17 protein-coding genes are annotated in these 18287 nt (G+C 72.6%); 5 read left to right on the top strand and 12 right to left on the bottom strand.

The window, feature by feature from the left end; translation table 11 throughout:
- Positions 1-350 precede the first annotated feature (350 nt).
- Positions 351-2405, bottom strand: a complete 2055-nt coding sequence (locus tag BU198_RS21080; RefSeq protein WP_317620230.1) for a transglycosylase domain-containing protein — start codon at positions 2403-2405, stop codon at positions 351-353.
- A gap of 229 nt (positions 2406-2634) precedes the next feature.
- Here BU198_RS21080 and BU198_RS21075 point away from each other — a divergent pair, with 229 nt between their 5' ends.
- A complete protein-coding gene (locus BU198_RS21075; RefSeq protein ID WP_188298412.1) occupies positions 2635-3741 on the top strand; it encodes a hypothetical protein in 1107 nt (368 codons plus the stop codon).
- Positions 3742-3832: 91 nt separating this feature from the next.
- On the opposite strand, the gene BU198_RS21070 is transcribed toward BU198_RS21075, so the two are convergent.
- The 5 genes from BU198_RS21070 to BU198_RS43375 all read right to left on the bottom strand — a co-directional run bounded on the left by BU198_RS21070 (position 3833) and on the right by BU198_RS43375 (position 7581).
- Positions 3833-4732, bottom strand: coding sequence for a Gfo/Idh/MocA family protein (locus tag BU198_RS21070; protein ID WP_188298411.1), 900 nt, complete (start codon positions 4730-4732; stop codon positions 3833-3835).
- 57 nt (positions 4733-4789) lie between these two features.
- Positions 4790-5461: an O-methyltransferase gene (locus BU198_RS21065; RefSeq protein WP_188298410.1), complete on the bottom strand. Its 672-nt coding sequence runs from the start codon at positions 5459-5461 to the stop codon at positions 4790-4792.
- Positions 5462-5582: 121 nt separating this feature from the next.
- Positions 5583-6248: a DedA family protein gene (locus tag BU198_RS21060; RefSeq protein ID WP_188298409.1), complete on the bottom strand. Its 666-nt coding sequence runs from the start codon at positions 6246-6248 to the stop codon at positions 5583-5585.
- A gap of 201 nt (positions 6249-6449) precedes the next feature.
- A complete protein-coding gene (locus BU198_RS21055; protein ID WP_188298408.1) occupies positions 6450-7265 on the bottom strand; it encodes a class I SAM-dependent methyltransferase in 816 nt (271 codons plus the stop codon).
- Between the two features lie 187 nt (positions 7266-7452).
- Positions 7453-7581: a hypothetical protein gene (locus BU198_RS43375; RefSeq protein ID WP_262987051.1), complete on the bottom strand. Its 129-nt coding sequence runs from the start codon at positions 7579-7581 to the stop codon at positions 7453-7455.
- Positions 7582-7935: 354 nt separating this feature from the next.
- Between BU198_RS43375 and BU198_RS21050 the strand changes: the two genes are divergently transcribed.
- Entirely contained in the window at positions 7936-8271 is a 336-nt protein-coding gene (locus BU198_RS21050; protein ID WP_188298407.1) for a peptidase inhibitor family I36 protein, read from the top strand.
- Positions 8272-8594: 323 nt separating this feature from the next.
- Here BU198_RS21050 and BU198_RS21045 read toward each other — a convergent pair whose 3' ends face one another.
- Entirely contained in the window at positions 8595-9389 is a 795-nt protein-coding gene (locus BU198_RS21045) for a spermidine synthase (RefSeq protein ID WP_188298438.1), read from the bottom strand.
- 131 nt (positions 9390-9520) lie between these two features.
- The gene (locus BU198_RS21040; protein WP_188298406.1) at positions 9521-10492 is read right to left on the bottom strand and encodes an alpha/beta hydrolase; all 972 of its coding nucleotides are present in this window, start codon (positions 10490-10492) and stop codon (positions 9521-9523) included.
- Between the two features lie 221 nt (positions 10493-10713).
- Here BU198_RS21040 and BU198_RS21035 point away from each other — a divergent pair, with 221 nt between their 5' ends.
- A complete protein-coding gene (locus BU198_RS21035) occupies positions 10714-12117 on the top strand; it encodes a selenium-binding protein SBP56-related protein (RefSeq protein WP_188298405.1) in 1404 nt (467 codons plus the stop codon).
- A gap of 64 nt (positions 12118-12181) precedes the next feature.
- Here the strand turns inward: BU198_RS21035 and BU198_RS21030 are convergent, their stop codons facing one another.
- From BU198_RS21030 to BU198_RS21015, 4 genes are all read right to left on the bottom strand, one after another.
- Positions 12182-13438: a globin domain-containing protein gene (locus BU198_RS21030; RefSeq protein WP_223244715.1), complete on the bottom strand. Its 1257-nt coding sequence runs from the start codon at positions 13436-13438 to the stop codon at positions 12182-12184.
- 316 nt (positions 13439-13754) lie between these two features.
- Positions 13755-14285, bottom strand: coding sequence for a DUF6114 domain-containing protein (locus tag BU198_RS21025; RefSeq protein WP_317620229.1), 531 nt, complete (start codon positions 14283-14285; stop codon positions 13755-13757).
- A gap of 2 nt (positions 14286-14287) precedes the next feature.
- Entirely contained in the window at positions 14288-14944 is a 657-nt protein-coding gene (locus tag BU198_RS21020) for a DUF6230 family protein (RefSeq protein ID WP_188298403.1), read from the bottom strand.
- A 184-nt stretch (positions 14945-15128) separates the two neighbouring features.
- Complete coding sequence (locus BU198_RS21015; RefSeq protein ID WP_188298402.1) at positions 15129-15857, bottom strand: TetR/AcrR family transcriptional regulator; 729 nt, start codon at positions 15855-15857, stop codon at positions 15129-15131.
- 492 nt (positions 15858-16349) lie between these two features.
- Here BU198_RS21015 and BU198_RS21010 point away from each other — a divergent pair, with 492 nt between their 5' ends.
- Entirely contained in the window at positions 16350-17018 is a 669-nt protein-coding gene (locus BU198_RS21010) for a Tat pathway signal sequence domain protein (protein ID WP_188298401.1), read from the top strand.
- A 218-nt stretch (positions 17019-17236) separates the two neighbouring features.
- Complete coding sequence (locus BU198_RS21005; protein ID WP_188298400.1) at positions 17237-18118, top strand: AAA family ATPase; 882 nt, start codon at positions 17237-17239, stop codon at positions 18116-18118.
- The last annotated feature ends 169 nt before the right edge of the window (positions 18119-18287 follow it).

Below are 18287 nucleotides of genomic sequence, written 5' to 3'. Positions count from 1 at the left end.
CTCTGCGAGCCGATTCCCGCGAAAAGAAACCCCGACCCCCACCACCATGCACGACAGGACGGCATTGCAGCCGCCATTCGTGTTTCCCCGCCCGCCCCCTCGTTTCTTTCCTGCTGCAGCAGGCCCGAAACTCACTGTATTTCCACGGGCACAACCTGTCTAGACGCAGCGCTTCGGCAATACCGCCCGGGCCCGGCTCCGATCCGCGGAATACTCCTTGACCTGGGATGACCGGCTCGCCGGAGAAGCGGTTCCGACCACCGGGCCGGACCGCTCGCCGGTACCGCCGAGGACGGTACCGGCGAGGACGGCACCCGCGAGAACGGCACCGGCGAGCGCGGGGCCAGGAGCTACCGGCCGCCGGCCGCCGACTTCATGTAGGAGGTCCAGATCCGGGTCGGCACCGCCGAGTCGGGGGCGTCCGGCGCGGCTCCGCCCAGGCCCTCCAGGGACAGCAGCTTCATGTCCTTCAGGTCCGCCCGGAACACGGTGACCGCCGTCGCCAGCTGCCCGTTGTAGCCGACCATCCACCCCGCCGTACGGTCCGGGGTGCTCCCCGGTTTGGCGGCCAGGCCCGGGCCGGCCTCCGCCACCGGCCTGGCGGCGCCGTCGCGCACCGAACCCTTGAGCGCCGCGTCCACCTCCCCCGCCACCGCGGCCGTCAGCACCTGGGCGGAGGCGGGCAGTTGCAGCGGGAGCGGCACGCCGTTGCGGGAGATCCCGAGCACCGAGTACGGGTCGGTGTGGCTGCCGCCCGCCGCGAAGGCGGCGTACGCGTCGGCGGCGCGGATCGCGCTGGGGGTGGAGTTGCCGACCCCGAGGGCCGGGACCAGTTCGCCCACGCTGCTCGGGAGCAGGCCGAGGTCCGTGGCGGTCTTCTGCACCTGGTCCAGGCCGACGTCCATGCCGAGCTGCATCAGCGGTCCGTTGACGGACTGCTCCACCGCGCCGCGCAGGGTGACCGGTCCCCAGTTGCGCTTGCCGTCGTTGGCGGTCTTGACGATCTTCCCGTCCCGCCCCCAGTACGGCCCCTCCGGCGTCATCACGTTCACGCCGTTGTCCCCGTTGTACGTCGTGGTGGGCGTCACCGGGGTGCGCTTGCCACCCCGCTCCCGTTGCGCGCCCTGGCCGAGCCCGGCGGCGTACACCAGCGGGGTGAAGGCCGAACCGATCGGCACCGTGGTGGTGTTGGCGGTGTTGAAGCCCTGCTTCAGGTAGTCGACACCGCCGTAGAGCGCGACGATCCGGCCGTCGGGGGTGACCGAGGCGGCACCGACCTTCAGGAACCTGTCGGCCTCCCGGCCCTCCGGGTCGATCCCCGCGGTGCCCTCCTTCACGGCCGCGGCCAGGGCGTCGACCTTCGGCTTCTCGAAGGTGGTGCGGATCTGGTGGCCGCCCAGGTCGAACTGGGCCGGGGTGATGCCGCTGTGGGTCTCCACGTACGAGCGGGCCGTGTCCACCAGGTACCCGGTCTGGCCGCTCAGGCCCGCCGACTTCGGCTGCGGCCTCGGCTCGGGGAACACCGTGTACCGGGCGCGCTCGGCGGCGGAGAGCTTGCCGACCTCCACCATCCGGTCCAGGGTCCAGGACCACCGCTCCTCGGCGCGCTTGCGGTTCTCCGCGCTGATCGCCGGGTCGTACTGCCCGGCGCCCTTCAACACGGCGGCCAGGAAGGCGCCTTCACTCGGGTCGAGCTGGGAGACGTCCTTGCCGTAGTACGCCGCGGCGGCACGCTCGATGCCGTAACTGCCGCGCCCGAACCAGCTGGTGTTCAGGTAGCCGGCCAGGATGTCCTGCTTGCTCATCCGGTCGTCCAGCTTGATCGCGATGACGATCTCGCTGAGCTTGCGGGACATGTCCTGACGCTGGTTCAGGTAGATGTTCTTGACGTACTGCTGGGTGATGGTCGAACCGCCCTGGGTGTCACCACCCGTCACCATCTGGACGACGGCGCGGCCGATCCCGGTCACGGAGATGCCCGGGTCGGTGTAGAAGGTCGCGTTCTCGGCCGCCAGCACCGCCCACTGCACCGGTTCCGGAACCTGGCCGAGCGGCACCTCCTGACGGTTGGTCGGGCCGATCCGCGCCATCTCGGTGCCGTCCGCCCAGTAGTAGACGTTGTTCTGCTGGGTGGCGAAGGAGTTCAGGTCCTCCGGGACCGGGGTGTTCACGAAGAACCAGACCAGCCAGCCCGTGAGCACCGACATCGGGACACCGCCCACCAGCAGCAGCTGGCGCCAGGACGGGAGCCAGCGGCGCAGCCCGCGCCGTTCGCCGCGCGGGTAGTCGATCCGCAGCGACGGGCGTCGCCACCGGATCCGCCACCCGAGCGGACGCCCTAACGATCGCCACCCCCGGCGCGTGGGCTTCTCCTCCTCGGCCCCGCCGTCTTGCTGAGCACGCACAGTCCGGTCTCCGATTCGCTCGTGGGACTGACCCTCCGTCCACGTAGACGCCATGAGAACGTCAGTACGTAGGCCTCGAATTGGTGTGATCATGGTCATATCCATGTGCCATCGCGGACGACCGCCCAGGTCCGGGCAGGTACGGCGGACGACGGACGCAACGGACGACAGGCGCAGCCGACGACCGGCACAGCCGACGACGGGCACGGCCGACCGCCAGAATGTCGCCATGAGGATGATCCAGACCGCGCTCGGCGCACTGCTGCTCCTGCTGATCGTCGGCAGCATCCTGCGCACGCTGGTCGTTCCGCGCGGGCTCTACTCGGCGCTGGTGATGCGGCTCTGGCGGGGACTGCGCCGGCTGCTGCGGCTGTTCGCCATGCCGGTCGGGGGCTACCACGCACAGGACCGGGCACTCACCTGGCTGGCGCCGCTGGTGCTGCTGGGCATGCTCGGGGTGTGGCTCAGCGGCATGCTGACCGCCTACACCCTGCTGCTGCACGGCACCTCCGAGCTGAGCTGGTCGGTGTCCGTGCGCGAGGCCGGGTCCAGCCTGTTCACCCTCGGCTTCGCCAGCGGCGAGCGGCTCCAGCTCTCCGCGATCGACTTCCTGGCCGCCGCCAGCGGCCCGCTGGTGGTCGCCCTCCAGATCTCCTACCTGCCGACCCTCTACGCCGCCTACCAGCGCCGCGAGACCGAGGTGACGCTGCTCCAGTCCCGGGCCGGCGAACCCGCGTGGGGCCCCGAGCTGCTCGCCCGCCAGTCCCTGGTGGACACCGAGACCGCACTCCCCCAGCTCTACCGGGACTGGGAGCGGCTGGCCGCCGACATCGGCGAGAGCCACTCCAACTACCCGGTGCTGCTCTCCTTCCGCTCCCCGCAGCCCAACCGCAGCTGGGTGGTCGGGCTGATCGCCGTGATGGACGCCGCCGCCCTCCACCTGGCGCTCTGCCCCCGCTCGGCCCCGCCCGAGGCCCGGCTGGTGCTCCGGGCCGGCTTCACCGCGCTGCGCGACATCGCCCGCGCCCTGCGGTTCGACTTCGACCCGGACCCCGACCCGGACGTCCCGATCCGGCTGACCTACGCCGAGTACCTGGGCGCCGTCGCGATGATCACCGCGGCCGGTTTCCCGCACGAGCGCCCGGTCGAGGACGCCTGGGCGCACTTCCGCGGCTGGCGGGTCAACTACGAGGCACTGGCGTACGAAATGGCCCGGCGCGGCGACGCCGTCCCCGCTCTGTGGACCGGCCCGCGCGACTTCCGCTCCCCGGTCATCCCGCCGGCCCGCCCCACCGACCGCCGCCCGTCCTCGGATCGTCCGCCGCTGCCGGACTGAGGCGGACGACGCGGCTGGGCCCGGTGCCGGATGTTCCTCCGCACCGGGCCCAGCCGCGTCACGCGCGCGTCATCTGCTCGGACGGACCCGCTCAGACGGCCACCGTCGCGCCGATGGCCAGTGACCGCTCGGCGGCGGAGAGGATCTCCACCACCCGCAGGCCGAAGTCGGCCCCGCAGGGGTGCGGCTCACCGGAGGCGGCCGAGGCCCGCAGGGCGTCCAGCGCCCGGTGCAGCGCCGCGACCGGGCCCTCGCCCCGCTCGGGCAGGTGCACCACGCCGTGCTCGCCGCGCAGCTCCATGCCCGTCCCGCCCGCCGCGAGCGGTGCGGTGAGGCTGAGCGCGAGGGTGCTGGAAGCACCGCCGGCGTGCCGCACCACCAGGTGCACGGTGTCCAGCGGACCGAGCGCCGCCGTCACGTGCGCGGCGTCGCCCAGCACCGGCAGCAGGACGGACAGCGCGTGCGGACCGACGTCCCACAGCGCGCCCTTCTCCACCCGCCAGGGCGAGGCCGCGTACGGGCTGGTGCTGCCGGGTGCGAACACCGAGCCGAGCCAGTCCGAGCGGCCGGTGAACCAGCCGCCGAGCTCCGCCTGCCGTTCGATCCACGGGATCTGGTCGCCGCCGAAGCGCACGGTGAAGAAGACCACCGAGGCGACCGCGTGCTTGCGCACCGCCTCGGCCACCGCCCTCGCGTCCGGCACGGTCAGTGCGACCGGCTTGTCCAGCAGCAGGTGGCAGCCGGCCTCCGCGGCCCGGACCGCGAGGCCCGCCTGCACGGTCGGGGGCAGCGCGATGGAGACGGCGTCCACCTCGGCCAGCAGCCGGTCGAGGTCGGCGTACCCGGGCACGCCGTGGGCCGCGCCCAGTGCCTCGGCCGCCTCCGGCCGGCGGCCCCAGACGCCGGTGAACTCCAGCCCGGGGTGCTCGGCCAGGACGGGCGCGTGCACCCGCTCCGCCCAGGGGCCGGTGCCCAGCAGTCCGATCCGCACGACGATGTCTCCGTTCTCCGGTGAGCGGGGTGGGTGGGGTTGATCAGGTTGCCGGGTTCAGCTCTGGACGCGGACCAGGGTGAAGCCGTCGTAGCCCTTGCTGCCGACCGTCTGCACCGAGGTGGCGGTGACCCGCGGCTCGGCCGCGATCAGCTCGTGCACCGCCCGGGTGCCGATCACCGCGGGGTCGTCGCTGTCCGCGTCGGCGACCGCGCCGCCGCGCACCACGTTGTCGACGATGATCAGCGAGCCGGGCGCGGTCAGCTGGAGCGCCCGGCGGAAGTACTCCGGGTTGCTCGGCTTGTCCGCGTCGATGAAGACCAGGTCGAAGGGCTCCACGCCCTGCTCCACCAGCCCGGCCAGGGAGTCGGCGGCCCGGCCCAGCCGCACCTCGGCGACGCCGTCCAGCCCGGCGGCCTTCAGGTTGCCCCGGGCGACCTCGGCGTGCCGGGGGTCTAGCTCCAGGGTGATCAGGGTGCCGTCGGCGGGCAGCGCCCGGGCCAGCCAGATGGTGCTGTAGCCGCCGAGCGTGCCGACCTCCAGGATGCGCCTGGCGCCCTGGGTCAGCGCCAGCAGGTGCAGCAGCTTGCCCTGGTTGGGGGCGACCGCGATCTTCGGCAGCCCGGCTTCGTCGGCGGCGGCCAGGGCGCCCGCCAGCACCGGGTCGTGTCCGACCAACGTGTCGGAGAAGTACGCGTCCACGGCATCCCACGTCGGCTGCGAAGCCATCGGGCCCTCCAGAGTGCAAGATCGGCAGGTACCCGGCCGATGCTACTCCGAGGGCCCGAGGGCACCGCGACGGTCACTGACGGTCACTGACGGTCGCTGTGGACGACCTCGGGACCACCGGTCAGTCGGTGACCGGCTCCTTGGCGGCGGCAGCGGCCCTGGCCGCCTCCTCCGCCTCCAGCTTGGCGTGCGTCTTGGCGGCACGGCGCTTCATGATCCAGGCCGACAGCAGGCCGATCACCAGGGCCGCGCCCAGGCCCGCCCAGGAGAACCGGGACAGCCACGGCTCGATCTTCTTGCCGACCTTGTAGATGAGCAGCGTCGTGCCGCCGGCCCAGACGATGCCGCCCAGCACGTTGGCGATCAGGAACTTCCAGTACGGCATCTTCAGCGCGCCCGCGAGCGGTCCGGCGAAGATGCGCAGCAGGGCGATGAAGCGGCCGAAGAAGACCGCCCACATGCCCCACTTCTGGAAGGAGCGTTCGGCGGTGGCCAGGTGCGAGGGCCCGAAGTGCTTGGGGAACCTGCGTCCCAGCTTCTCGAAGAGCGGCTTGCCGCCCTTGCGCCCGATCGAGTAGCCGATCGAGTCGCCGATGATCGCGCCGAGGATCGCGACGATCGCGACGCCCCACGGGCTCACCACACCCTTGACGGCCATCAGGGATGCCGTGACCAGGGCGATCTCGCCGGGCAGGGGAATGCCCAGCGACTCCAGCCCGATGATCAGACCGACCACGGCGTACACCGCTGTCGGCGGAATCCCCTCGATCCAGGCGTCGATGTGCAAGGCCAGTCCCTCCGTGGCAGGACGGGACCGGCCGCGCTCCCCCTGGAGCCGCGGCCGGTCCCGGCAATTCGTCCGATGGCGGCAACGACGCCGCTCCCCCTCAGGGCAGGGTAACGTGCCGGGCGGCCTGTCCCCCTGGCCGCTCACCCGTGGTTACGACGTGCGGCCGGGTGCCATGGTTCCAGTCGGACCAGCGTTTCCTCAAGATTCGGCAAAACGCAGTGCGATGACCGACGGGCGCTGCTTGATCCGGCGCGCGAACGGCAGCAGGGCGCTCAGCGGTCGGCGCCCGCCCTGCGGGTACACCTCGCGGACGTCGGTGACCGCGGGGTGGGCGCCGGCCAGCTTGCCGCGCTCGTCCGCGTCCATGCCGAACGGCATCGGCGGCGCCTGGTAGTACCGGTCCCGCAGCTTGCCCTCGACGGCCCGCCGGCTGAACCAGCGCGGCACCGCGTCCAGCACCAGGGCCCCGCCGGGGAAGCGCTCGGCGCAGGCCGCGATCAGGTCGCGGACCTCCTGCGGCCGCAGGTACATCAGCAGCCCTTCGGCGGCGATCAGCACCCCGTTCGCCGGATCCACCTCGTCCATCCAGCCCGGGTCGGTGGCCGAGCGGGCGACGATCCGGTGCCGCTCGTCCGGCGGCAGCAGCCGCTCGCGCAGCGCGGCGGTCTCCGGCAGGTCCACCGACAGCCAGCTCGCCCGGCCGTTGTCGACCCGCCAGGCCTGCGTCTCCAGGCCGTCCCCGAGCCCGACCACGGTGCCGCGCGGGTGGCGGGCCAGGAAGTCGGCAACCTCACGGTCGAAGCAGCCGGCCCGCAGCGCCTGGAGCTGGCTCACCAGCGCGCTCTCCCCGAACCGCGCCGCGAACGGGTAGTCGATCCGGCCCACCAGCTCGACCGCCTTCGGATCCGGCAGCACGCTGTCGGGCCGCCGTGCCTCCACCGCCCGGTGCCACAGCGTCCACAGCGCCGTCTCCGGCACCGGCCCCAGCTCCGGCCGCTCCCCGCCGCCACTCATCGCTCACTCCTCCGGAGGTGTTCCCGTCGCGTTCCCGTCATGGGCATGAACCCGCCGATTCTGACACCCCGTCCGCACCTCCCGTTCCGCCGACGCGCCGACGCACCGGCTGGCGGCGCACCGACGCACCGGCCGGCGGACCAAGCGGCGGTGCCCGACCCACGCCCGGTCCCGCCGCCGGCGACGTTCACGACGGTTCGCCCTGGTGGATGGCTCCGATCGCCGTGTTCCGTGCGGCCTCGCCCCGGGTGAGCGCGAGGCCGATCGGCGTGCCGTCCGGCATCCGGTAGGACACCTCCCCGGCCTGCTCCCGCACGTCCCCTGGCGGACCGGGGCGGCCGATGTCCGCAGGCCGGCTTCCTCCGCCCTGGTGGTCTCCGCAGCCCGCGACGAGTGCGGTCCAGTGAACTCACCCAGCGGAGCAATTTGGCTACGAACAAACTGCCTCGATTAGATGGGCACCCGCCCGAGTGAAAATAGTCAATTCCGGCTAAAATCACATAATTTCAAGGGTATTTCTTCCGGCTGGCAAGGCCATGAAAATGGAGGGAGAGGCAAATGCCAGACTTCCCGACCTTGCATCAACCGAAAGAAAGGGTCGAACTCAATGAAAAGACTCGCAGGGCTCTGCGCCGCGTTGGGGTTTGTTGCGGCCGGAATGATGACCTCCGTGCCCGCCGCCCAGGCGTCCACCGGGCCTATCGCGGAGGGCTCGTCGGTCGCCGCCTTCTCGGACTGCCCCGCCGGCTGGTTCTGCGTCTGGACCGGTACCAACGGTACGGGCACGATGGCGAGGTTCCAGTCAGGTGCCGCCGACCTCTCCGACCTCGGCATGAACAACAACATCAGCTCGCTCTGGAACAGGACGAGCTCGACATGGTGCGTGTTTATGGACAAGAATTACGGAGGATCCCATGCCGCCGTTGCGGCGAGCGACAGCGGCAACCTCAACAGCACCTGGGACAACAAGATCAGCTCCCTGAAGAAGGGGGCGTGTCCCAGCTGAACCAGCCATGGTCAGAGAACAGAACGCTCCTTACGGACAGGCTGACTGACCAATTCGGAACATGCGCGCCGCTACTCGTATTCAAGAGTCGCTGACGAGCACGCGGAGACACGAAGGGCACCCCGCCCGGGGTGCCCTTCGAGGCCCTGGGGGCAGGCGGATCCGGGGCTGGTGTGCTGTACATCGTTTCCGCTCGGGCCGGGCGCGCGACATCCCCGCGACAGCAGTCGAGTCGGCGGAGGCCCGCGTGCTCGACGCCCCGACCGACGGGCACATCGGGACGCTGATCATCTCGGCCGGGACACCGGGCCCCTCGGGAGGGCTCAGCCGATGCTGAACGCGCCGTCCGGCGGGGGCGGGGAGTCGGTGGCGTCGGCGTCGGTCACCGGGGCGGTGCGGCCGACCAGGGCGGCCAGGTCGTCGCCCTCGGTGAGCCGGGCCGGGAAGATGTCGCCCGCGAGCAGCCGGGTCAGCGCGGCCACCGGCAGCGGCGCCGTCGATCCGGCCAGCAGGATGTTGCCGTACCGGCGGCCGCGCAGCACCGGGGCCTCCGCCACCAGGCAGACGTACGGGAACACCGCCCGCACCGTCGCCGCCTGGGCCTTGGCGAAGGCCAGCGGCGGGCCGTCCGCCAGGTTCGCCGCGTAGCAGCCGCCGGGGCGCAGCGCGGCCGCCGCCAGCCGCAGGAACTCGACCGAGGTGAGGTGGGCGGGGGTGCGCGAGCCGTGGAAGACGTCGGCGATCACCAGGTCCTGCGAGCCGGCCGGAGCGTCGGCGAGGGCCGCCCTGGCGTCGCCGACGGTCGCGGTGATGTCGGCGCCGGGGCCCTGCCAGGGCAGGTGCCCGGCGACCAGGTCGAGCAGTGGTCCGTCCACCTCCGCGACCCGCTGCCGGGAGCCGGGGCGGGTGGCGGCCAGGTAGCGGGGCAGGGTGAGCGCGCCGCCGCCGAGGTGCAGCACGTCCAGCGGCTGCCCGGCGGGGGCGAGGGCGTCGGCGAGGTGGCCGAGGCGCCGGGTGTACTCGAACTCCAGGTGGGTGGGGTCGGCGAGGTCGACGTAGGACTGCGGGGTGCCGTCCAGGGTGAGCAGCCAGCCGCCGTCCCGGTCCAGGTCGGGCATGAGCTTGGCGAAGCCGAGGTCGGTCTGCCGGCCGACCGGCACCGGCTCGTCGCGCCCCTCGTGCCCGTCCGAGTCGTGCGAGTCGTGCGAGTCGTGTGAGTCGTGCGAGTCGTCCGCGTCGTGCTCCGAGGTCACGCGTGCTCCCCGACCGGCCGTACGTCCAGGTACGCCGCGAGCCAGTGGTCCAGCTCGGCGAAGACCCGGGTGCGGGCCTTCTCGCCGGACAGCACGAGGTCGTGCATGCCGCCCTCGATCCGGACGATGGTGACGTGCCTCCCCAGCAGCGGCCCCTGCGCGGCGATGTCGTCGGCGCGCAGCACGGCGTCGGCGTGGTGCAGCGCGTTGTGCCACTTGGTGGTGGAGACGGACCTGGTCGAGGCCATCAGCAGCACCGGCACGTCGATCCCCAGGCCCCGGTGCAGCCGCCGGTGGCCCTGGTGGATCGCCGACAGCCATCCCGCGTACAGCGGGAAGCTCTCGGGGCGCTTGAGGGTGAGGTCGAAGTCCCACTCGCCCTGGTGGTCCTTGTGCAGGCTGTGGGTGTAGTGCGGGTTGAGCGCGGACGGCAGGACCCGGGTCGGCGCCAGTCGCCCGAGCGCCGTCACGGCGGGCCCGCCGAGCGTGCGGACCGCGGGCGCGGCCGGCATCGACAGGAACGGGCTGTTCAGGAACAGCCCGTCCACCAGCCCGCGCCCGGCGCGACGGCCCGCCCACAGCGCGCCGATCAGGCCGCCGGTGGAGTGCCCGTTGAGCAGCAGCTGCCGGTGCCCGTCGGTCTCCCGGATGATCCGGACCGCCGCGTCGATCTCCTCGTCGTACTCGGCGAGGTCGCGCACGAAGTTCGGCGACTGGTGGGGGCGCAGCGAGCGCCCGTACTTGCGCAGGTCGAGGGCGTAGAAGGAGAACCCGAGCGCGGTGTAGTGGTCCGCGAGGTTGGTCTGGAAGAAGTAGTCGTTGTACCCGTGGACGTACAGCACGGCCCGTTCCGCCCCGGGCACGAGCCTGCGCACGAGCGTCGCGCACACGGCCCCCTCGTCGTCCGGCCGCAGCGTCAGTTCGGCCGCCTCGTAGGGGGCACCCAGGATGTCTTCACGGAACTCCATGGACCCGACTGTACTGGCTCCGCCCTGCTCCGCCCCGGCACCGCCGACCTGCTGGGATGTGATGATCGCAATGCTTTCGACTCCGGTCGGGGCGGGCTCCCTGGTGCGCACCGGCGCGGGGTGGCCGCCCGCGCCTCCTGGCAGCTCCCTCGTGCGCCTGCTGTGCGCCGGTGGTTGTGTGGAACGCTTCCCGGACAGACCAGGCGAGTTGGGGAGTTTGCATGCAGCACGGGCATTCCGATCCGTCGCTCTACCGTTCGGCGGCCGAGGCGATCGCCGCGCCGCCGGAGCGGCTGGCGTACGTGGCCGGGTTCGACCGGTCGGGGCAGCAGCCGGACGCGTTGCTCAGCGTCGACACCGATCCGGCTTCGGCGAGCTACGGGAAGGTGCTGAACTTCGCCGAACTGCCGACGCTGGGCGACGAGTTGCACCACTTCGGGTGGAACGCCTGCTCCAGCGCCCTCGCCCACGCCTGCCACGAGAACCCGGAGCGGCGCTACCTGCTGCTGCCCGGGCTGCGCTCCTCCCGGCTGCACGTGCTGGACACCCACCCCGACCCGGTGCGCCCGCACCTGGTGAAGACGATCGAGGCGAAGGAGCTCGCCGCCAAGGCCGGCTACTCGCGCCCGCACACCCTGCACTGCGGTCCCGACGGCGTGTTCCTCTCCTGCCTGGGCAGTGCCGAGGGCGACGACGGCCCGGGCGGGGTGGCGCTCCTCGACCACACCACCTTCGAGGTGCTGCGCGCCTGGGAGACCGAGCGCGGCCCGCAGAACTTCGCGTACGACGTCTGGTGGCACCTGGGCACCAACGTGGGCATCACCAGCGAGTGGGGCACCCCGTGGATGGTCGAGGACGGGGTGGTGCCCGACCTCCTGCTCGGCCGCAAGTACGGGCACGCGCTGCACTTCTGGGAGCTGGACTCCGGGCGCCACCTCCAGCGGGTGGACCTGGGCGACCAGTACCAGATGGTGCTGGAGCTGCGCCCGGCGCACGACCCGCAGGCGGAGTGGGGCTTCGCCGGGGTGGTCACCAACGTCGAGGACCTCTCCTCCTCGGTCTGGCTCTGGTACCGGGACGGGCCGGCGTTCACCGCGCGCAAGGTGATCGAGATCCCCGCCGAACCGGCCAAGGCCGAGGACCTGCCGCCCGCGCTGCAGCCGTTCGGCGCGGTGCCGCCGCTGGTCACCGACATCAACCTGTCGGTGGACGACCGCTGGCTGTACGTCTCCGCGTGGGGCACCGGCGAGCTGTTCCAGTACGACGTCTCGGACCCGTTCCACCCCCGGCTGGCCGGCTCCGTGCGGCTCGGCGGGATCGTCGCCCGCACCCCGCACCCGGCCGAGCCGGACCGTCCGCTGAGCGGGGCGCCGCAGATGGTGGAGATCAGCCGGGACGGCCGGCGGGTGTACCTCACCAACTCGCTCTACGGCGCCTGGGACGACCAGTTCTACCCGGACGGCATCGAGCCCTGGATGGTCAAGCTGGACGCCGACCCGGAGGCCGGCGGGCTGAGCGTCGACGAGCGCTTCTTCCCGCACGGCGCCGACTTCCGGGGCCTGCGCGTCCACCAGACCCACCTGGCGGGCGGCGACGCCTCCTCCGACTCCTACTGCTTCCGCTGAGCGCCCGGGGCCGGACGCTGGGCCGGACACCAGGCCGGACGCCGCGCCGGACACCGGGCCGGCCTCACCGGAACAGCGCCTGGTCGAACCGCACCTGTGTCGACGGCAGTCCCGCCGCCGCCAGCCGGGTGCGGACGGAGCCGACCATGCCGACCGGGCCGGTCACGCAGGCCAGGTGCTCGCGCCAGTCGCCGGCCGCCGCCACGGTGTCGGCGAGTTCGCCGACGGTGACCGGGGTCACGCTCAACCACGGCTTGTGCGAGCCGAGTTCGGCGAGCGCCTGCCAGTCGTAGAGGTCCGCGCGGTCCCGGGCGCCGACGAACAGGTGGACCCGGCGGCCGGTCGGCCGGTGGGCGGCCTGCTGCTCGACGATCGCCTTCATCGGGGCGAGGCCGGTGCCTCCCGCGACCAGCAGCAGGTCGCGGGCGTCGCCGTCGGGCAGCAGGCTGCCGCGCGGCGGGCCGAGGCGCAGCCGGTCGCCGACCCCGGTGTGCCCGACCAGCGCGGCGCTGACCCCGCCGGGGCCGGTGCGGCGGACGTGGAGCTCCAGCTCGTTGTCGGCGCGCGGGGCGCAGCCCATCGAGTACTGCCGCCAGGTGTGCGGCAGCGCCGGGTGCTCGACGGTGCCGTACTGCCCGGCCAGGTACGGGTACGGCTCGCCGGTGCGCACCCGCAGCACGGCGAGGTCGGGGCGGCGGCGCTCGTGGCCGGTCACCACGGCGTGCCAGTACGGGGGTTCGGTGAGCGCCGAGTCGGCGCCGGCGACCATCGCGCCGACGGCGAAGCGCAGCATCCGCACCCAGGCGCCCTCCAGCTCCTCGGTCCAGCGTTCGCCGGCCCGGTGCCGGACTGCCGTGCACAGGGCCTCCTCGAAGGCCTCGTAGTGCACCGGCCTGACGCCCAGCTTCCGGTGGTCCCGGCCGAGTTGGCGCAGTGTCTGCTCCAGTTCGGCGGGGCGGTCGAGGTGGTCGATCAGGTGGTGGAAGATCCGTTCCAGGTGGAGCTGCTGGAACTCCATCGAGGCGGGGAAGAGCGGGCGCAGGTAGGGGCGGTGGCTGAACATCACCGCGTAGAGGTGGTCGATCAGGTCGGCGAGCGGGGAGATCAGGTCGAGGTCGCGCCGGATCAGGTGCTGGTCGGCGGCGCCGTCGTAGCCGCCGTCCTCGCCGTACGCCCCGTGCGCGCCGTACCCGAAGTCGCCGCCGGCCGAGGCGGACGGGGCGAGGAGTTGGCGTCGCAGGCGCATCGCGTGATGGCGGGCGATCAGGCGGTCGTACTCGGCGGTGGCGGAAGAGACGGCGGTGGCGGTGCCAGTGCTCATGCTGCTGCTGTTGTCCATGTCCCGCCCAGTGAACTGCCGACCCGTCGAGCGCGAGAAGGGCCGATCGCCCCGGACGGACCCGGGACCTTCGACCCCTTGCGGATGTGACGGTCGTTACGCGACGGTGTCCGGCCGCCGCGCGCGGCAGGGCCGACGAATCCGCCCGGAACGCCGGAAACCGGCGGAGAGCCCGCGGGGAACCGGCGAGGAACCGGCGATGGCACGGACGCCAGGGCCGGCCGCGGCACCGGCGGGACCGACGGAAGGGTGCCCCACGCCCCGGCGCTCTCCGCCACCAGGACCCGGGGCACCGCCGTCAGGCTCCGGCCCGGCGCGCCTCCCGACGTTCCAGCCGCCGCTGCCGGCCCTGGCGCAGCGGCTGGTCGGGCAGCCACCCGAAGGTGAGGCAGGCCCCGACCACCCCGAGCATCATCCCGATCAGGAATCCGCCCAGGTTGGAGGTGACCCAGCTGGCCAGCGCGGCCAGCACGGCGAGGATGGAGTAGAACAGCCGCTGAGCCGGGTTGAACAGGATCAGCAGGCCGCACAGCAGCATCACCGCCGGCACCAGGTACCCGGCCATCCCTGCCACCCCGATGTGCAGGATGACGGGCAGCGGGGCCTTCAGGGTGAACAGGATCTCGGCGCCGCCGAGCGTGACCAGCAGCCCGCCCCAGAACGGCCGCCTGCCCCGCCAGTCGCGCTTGACCGGGCGTGCGGCCGGGTCGGCGGCGGGGGAGGCCTCGGCATGGGCGGGCGTGGCCGCCGTCCCCTCGGCCGCCACCTCCTCGGCCCGTGCCGCGGTGCCCTCGCCGGTGCCGGCCGGTTCCGGTACGGACTCCTTCACGGTCAGCAGCCCGTGGAGCTGAAGCTCAGCCGCAGGTTGGGCAGTTTGAACCCGACGGCGGTGCTCGCGTAGTTGTGCTGGTTGAGGTGGGTCAGCGTGACGTGGTCGGCCTGCTGGCCGAAGACGCCGGGGTTGCCCTTGCCGACGGGGCCGGCCTTGGTGAAGGTGCTGGCGTCGCCGCCGATCTCGATGTTCTTGAACTCCGCGTCGCCGGACAGCAGGTCGGAGTCGGTGGTGAGGTCGGAGGCGGTGACGGGGGTCGCGCCGTCGCCCGCGTGGATCACCAGGTTGATGCCGCCGAGGTCGACGCTCTGGCACAGGTTGGTGATCTCGGCCTTCTTGATCGCCGACACCGCGACCAGCACCTGACCGCCGGTGGAGCCGGCGTTCGGGCTGTCGGGGATCATCGAGTCCAGCGAGCCGAACTGGGCGAAGCCCTCACCGTCCAGCTTGTCGGCGGTGATGGTGAACGGCATGCCGGAGATGGAGAACTGGGCGGCGAGCACGCCCTGGGCGGTGAGCGCCATCAGGACGCCCCCGGCCGCGACGGCCGGTATGGCCATCAGGGCGGTCCGCTTCATCCGTACCCGGCCCCTTCGCGGCCCGCTCGGCGCCTGTGGGGTGTCGGCCGCCGCGGCGGCGTCCTCGGACATGGCCATGTGTGCTCCCTGTGGGTGGATGGGTGTGCAGGCACTGGCACGTTGTCCTGGCGCGGACAGCGTTCCCCGCACCGGCCGGGCCGTCCGCCCCTCGGCAGCGGGGCACGTCCGGTCGGCACGCGGTGGGTAACTGGGAAGCTACTGCCCGGTATTGGCCGGGTCAATACGGGTGCACGGAGGATCTTCACCAATCCGCGACCCGCTTCGGCCAGTCCCTCACCCCCAACCGCTCGGCCGCCTCCGCCGGGCCGAGGAAGGGCGACAGGCAGAACATGCTCAACACCGGCAGGAGGTCAAGGAGTTGTTCGGTCCGGCCGGAGTCGATCCACCGGTAGACCGTGCTGTACACGCCGCCCACCACGGCGTCCACCATCTCCTTCGACTCCAGCCCGCCGGGCAGTTGGGGCACCTCGGCGAAGAACGACCGGAACCTGGTGAGCAGTTGGGCCCGCGCACGCCGCCCGGCCGGCCCGACCGCCTCGACCTCGATCACCGCCATCGTGGCGAACGCGGGCGTTCCCGCGAGCAGTTGGAGCATCACGCCGAGCCCCTTCCGGACGGCCCGGCACCAGTCCGGCTCGGCCGCGAAGGCCACCGTCATCCGCTGCACCACCACCCCGGTGCCGTACCGGTGCGCGGCCAGGAAGGCGTCCTCCTTGCCGCTGAACAGCTCGTAGAAGACCGGCCTGGTCACGCCCGCGGCACGGCAGATGTCGCTGATCGTGGCGTGCTGGTAGCCGCGTTCGGCGACGGTCCGCACCAGCCCGTCCAGCAGCCGCTCGCGCTGGGTCGCGGCGACCACGCCCGCGGGCAGCCGGCGCGGCCCCGGCTTGATCGAGCGGGCCGGGTCACGGCCGGTCCTGGCACCCGGCAGCAGGACCACGTCGGCTCCGCGGGGGTACTTCCGATCCATCACCAACTCCTGTGTGCTGTCTTGACACTGACGGAAGACCGGGTTTACAACACTGACAGGTTTCCAACCGGCGGGCGAGCAGGCCCCCGCCGGCCGGAACCTCCGGGGGCACCGTCGGCCCGGGGCGAAAGCCCAGGGCACGGGACCACGGCGGCGCGGGCTCGCGACGGCGGCAGCCGTCCATGCGCCCGCGCGGCACCGCACGTCCCCGACCGAACGGCGCGGTGCCGCGGTGTTCCACGCCGCCGACCGTACGCAAGGCCGTACCACCGCACCGCCGCACGCCGATCACCGCGTGCGTCGCACCGCCGTACCGCACGGACGGGCCCGTGGCGCCGGGCCCGCCCGGCCCTCGGCCTGCGCCGAAACCTCCGGTACGACACCTCCGGTACGACACCTCCGGCATCCTCTGCCCCTCCCCCGTCGTGCACACCACCACACCCGCACGCCGGGCTTCCCCCACCCGTCCACCGGACGGAGAGAGGTACCCTCATGCGCATCCGTCGCACCCTCGCCACCGCCGCCCTCGCCACCCTCGCCCTCACCGGCGCGGCCGTGGCACCCGCCCAGGCCGCCGGCGCGGTCCTGACCACAGGCAGCCCGACCGGCCCGGCCGTCGCAGTCGGCGACGTGCTGACCGCCAACCTGGTCTCCGGCTCCTTCGCGACCTTCTACAACAGCGCCACCGGGACGAGCGGCATCAAGTGCGCCGCCTCCTCCTTCTCGGCGACCGTCACCTCCAACCCGGCCGCCCCCGGCAGCGCCGTCGAGCGGCTCGACGCCCAGACCTTCGGCTCCTGCACCTCCAACGTCCTGGGCGTCACGGGCGTCAAGAGCATCACCGTCACCAACCTGCCGTGGACCAACACGGTCAGCGACGCCCCGGGCAACCCGGTCAAGCTCACCCCCGGCGCGTCCGGCGCGATGGGCACCACCGTGGTGCTCAGCACCATCCTGGGCAGCGTCAACTGCAACTACCAGAGCGCCACCGGGATCAACGGCACCACCTCGAACACCGGCAACACCATCGGCTTCGCCGGCCAGCCGTTCGCCCTGGTATCCGGCCCGAGCCTGTGCTTCGCGACCGGCTACTTCAGCGCCACCTACGGCCCGGTCGTCGACAGCACCGTCGCCGGCAGCCCGCTCCTGTTCGTCAACTGACGCCCGGACGCGCCTGAGGGCCCACCAGGCTTACCCGGCTTCACCGGGCCCGCCCTGACGACGGCGGCGTACGGCACCCTCACCGGGCCGTACGCCGCTCCGCCGCACCCGCCCCCCTACCACCGCCCGGGGCCCCGACGCCCACCCCCGAGACAGCGAAGTGACCGGCCGGTAGGGTGGCGCCGCACGCAGACGGCGAACCGGAACGGGGCAGGCGGATGAGCAGCAGCGACGGGCACGGCACGGGCTTCTTCACCTCGGTGGCGGACGCCGCGGACCAGCTGGCCGCCACCGGCTACCTGGCCTCCCCCGCCGTGGCCACCACCGTCTTCCTCGCCGACCGGCTCGGCAAGCCGCTGCTGGTCGAGGGCCCCGCCGGGGTCGGCAAGACCGAACTCGCCAAGGCCGTGGCCGCGATCGGCGACGCCCGCCTCGTCCGGCTCCAGTGCTACGAGGGCATCGACGAGGCCCGCGCGCTCTACGAGTGGAACCACGCCAAGCAGCTGCTGCGGATCACCGCCGGCCGCGACGAGGGCTGGCAGGAGGCCCGCACCGACATCTTCGGCGAGGAGTTCCTGCTCACCCGCCCGCTGCTCACCGCGATCCGCGGCGAGGAGCCCACCGTGCTGCTGATCGACGAGATGGACAAGGCCGACGTCGAGGTGGAGGCGCTGCTGCTGGAGGTGCTCAGCGACTTCCAGGTCACCGTCCCCGAACTGGGCACCATCACCGCGAGCCGCCGCCCCTTCGTCCTGCTCACCTCGAACGCCACCCGTGAGCTCTCCGAGGCGCTGCGCCGCCGCTGCCTCTTCCTCCACCTCGGCTACCCCGAGGCCGAGCTGGAGCGCCGGATCGTCCGGCTCAAGGTGCCGGAACTGGACGCGACGCTGGCCGAGTCGCTGGTCAGGGTCGTCGGCGCGCTGCGCGCGATGGAACTGCGCAAGGCGCCGTCCGTCGCCGAGACCATCGACTGGGCCCGCACCCTGCTGGCCCTCGGCGCCGACACCCTGGACGAGACGGTCGTCCGGGACACCCTCGGGGTGATCCTCAAGCACCAGGACGACGTCCGCAAGGCCGCCCACAAGCTCACCCTCGCATGACCACCCCGGCCCCGACGGACACCGCCGCCCGGCTCACCGGCCCCGTCCCCGCCGTGCTCGGCCGCGCCGCCGAGAGCCCCCAGGGCCTGCACCAGCTGCCGGCCGACCAGGCCGCGCCGATCATCCAGGCCTACTCCGACGCCCTGCACACGGTGTACCTGTGGACCAT

The sequence above is a fragment of the Streptomyces sp. CBMA156 genome, assembly GCF_014596515.1.
Taxonomy (GTDB): domain Bacteria; phylum Actinomycetota; class Actinomycetes; order Streptomycetales; family Streptomycetaceae; genus Kitasatospora.
The sequence above is the reverse complement of the archived record's forward strand: the minus strand, read 5'-3'. Positions and strand labels throughout refer to the sequence as shown.

Bases quoted from the DNA above. Each gene is read 5' to 3' on its own strand.
- BU198_RS21045 (WP_188298438.1), bottom strand. From the start codon at position 9,389: ATGCCCGACCTGGACCGGGACGGCGGCTGGCTGCTCACCCTGGACGGC.
- BU198_RS21030 (WP_223244715.1), bottom strand. From the start codon at position 13,438: ATGAGCACTGGCACCGCCACCGCCGTCTCTTCCGCCACCGCCGAGTAC.
- BU198_RS21055 (WP_188298408.1), bottom strand. From the start codon at position 7,265: ATGAGTGGCGGCGGGGAGCGGCCGGAGCTGGGGCCGGTGCCGGAGACG.
- BU198_RS21010 (WP_188298401.1), top strand. From the start codon at position 16,350: ATGCGCATCCGTCGCACCCTCGCCACCGCCGCCCTCGCCACCCTCGCC.
- BU198_RS21065 (WP_188298410.1), bottom strand. From the start codon at position 5,461: ATGGCTTCGCAGCCGACGTGGGATGCCGTGGACGCGTACTTCTCCGAC.
- BU198_RS21075 (WP_188298412.1), top strand. From the start codon at position 2,635: ATGAGGATGATCCAGACCGCGCTCGGCGCACTGCTGCTCCTGCTGATC.
- BU198_RS21005 (WP_188298400.1), top strand. From the start codon at position 17,237: ATGAGCAGCAGCGACGGGCACGGCACGGGCTTCTTCACCTCGGTGGCG.
- BU198_RS21035 (WP_188298405.1), top strand. From the start codon at position 10,714: ATGCAGCACGGGCATTCCGATCCGTCGCTCTACCGTTCGGCGGCCGAG.
- BU198_RS21040 (WP_188298406.1), bottom strand. From the start codon at position 10,492: ATGGAGTTCCGTGAAGACATCCTGGGTGCCCCCTACGAGGCGGCCGAA.
- BU198_RS21020 (WP_188298403.1), bottom strand. From the start codon at position 14,944: ATGGCCATGTCCGAGGACGCCGCCGCGGCGGCCGACACCCCACAGGCG.
- BU198_RS21015 (WP_188298402.1), bottom strand. From the start codon at position 15,857: ATGGATCGGAAGTACCCCCGCGGAGCCGACGTGGTCCTGCTGCCGGGT.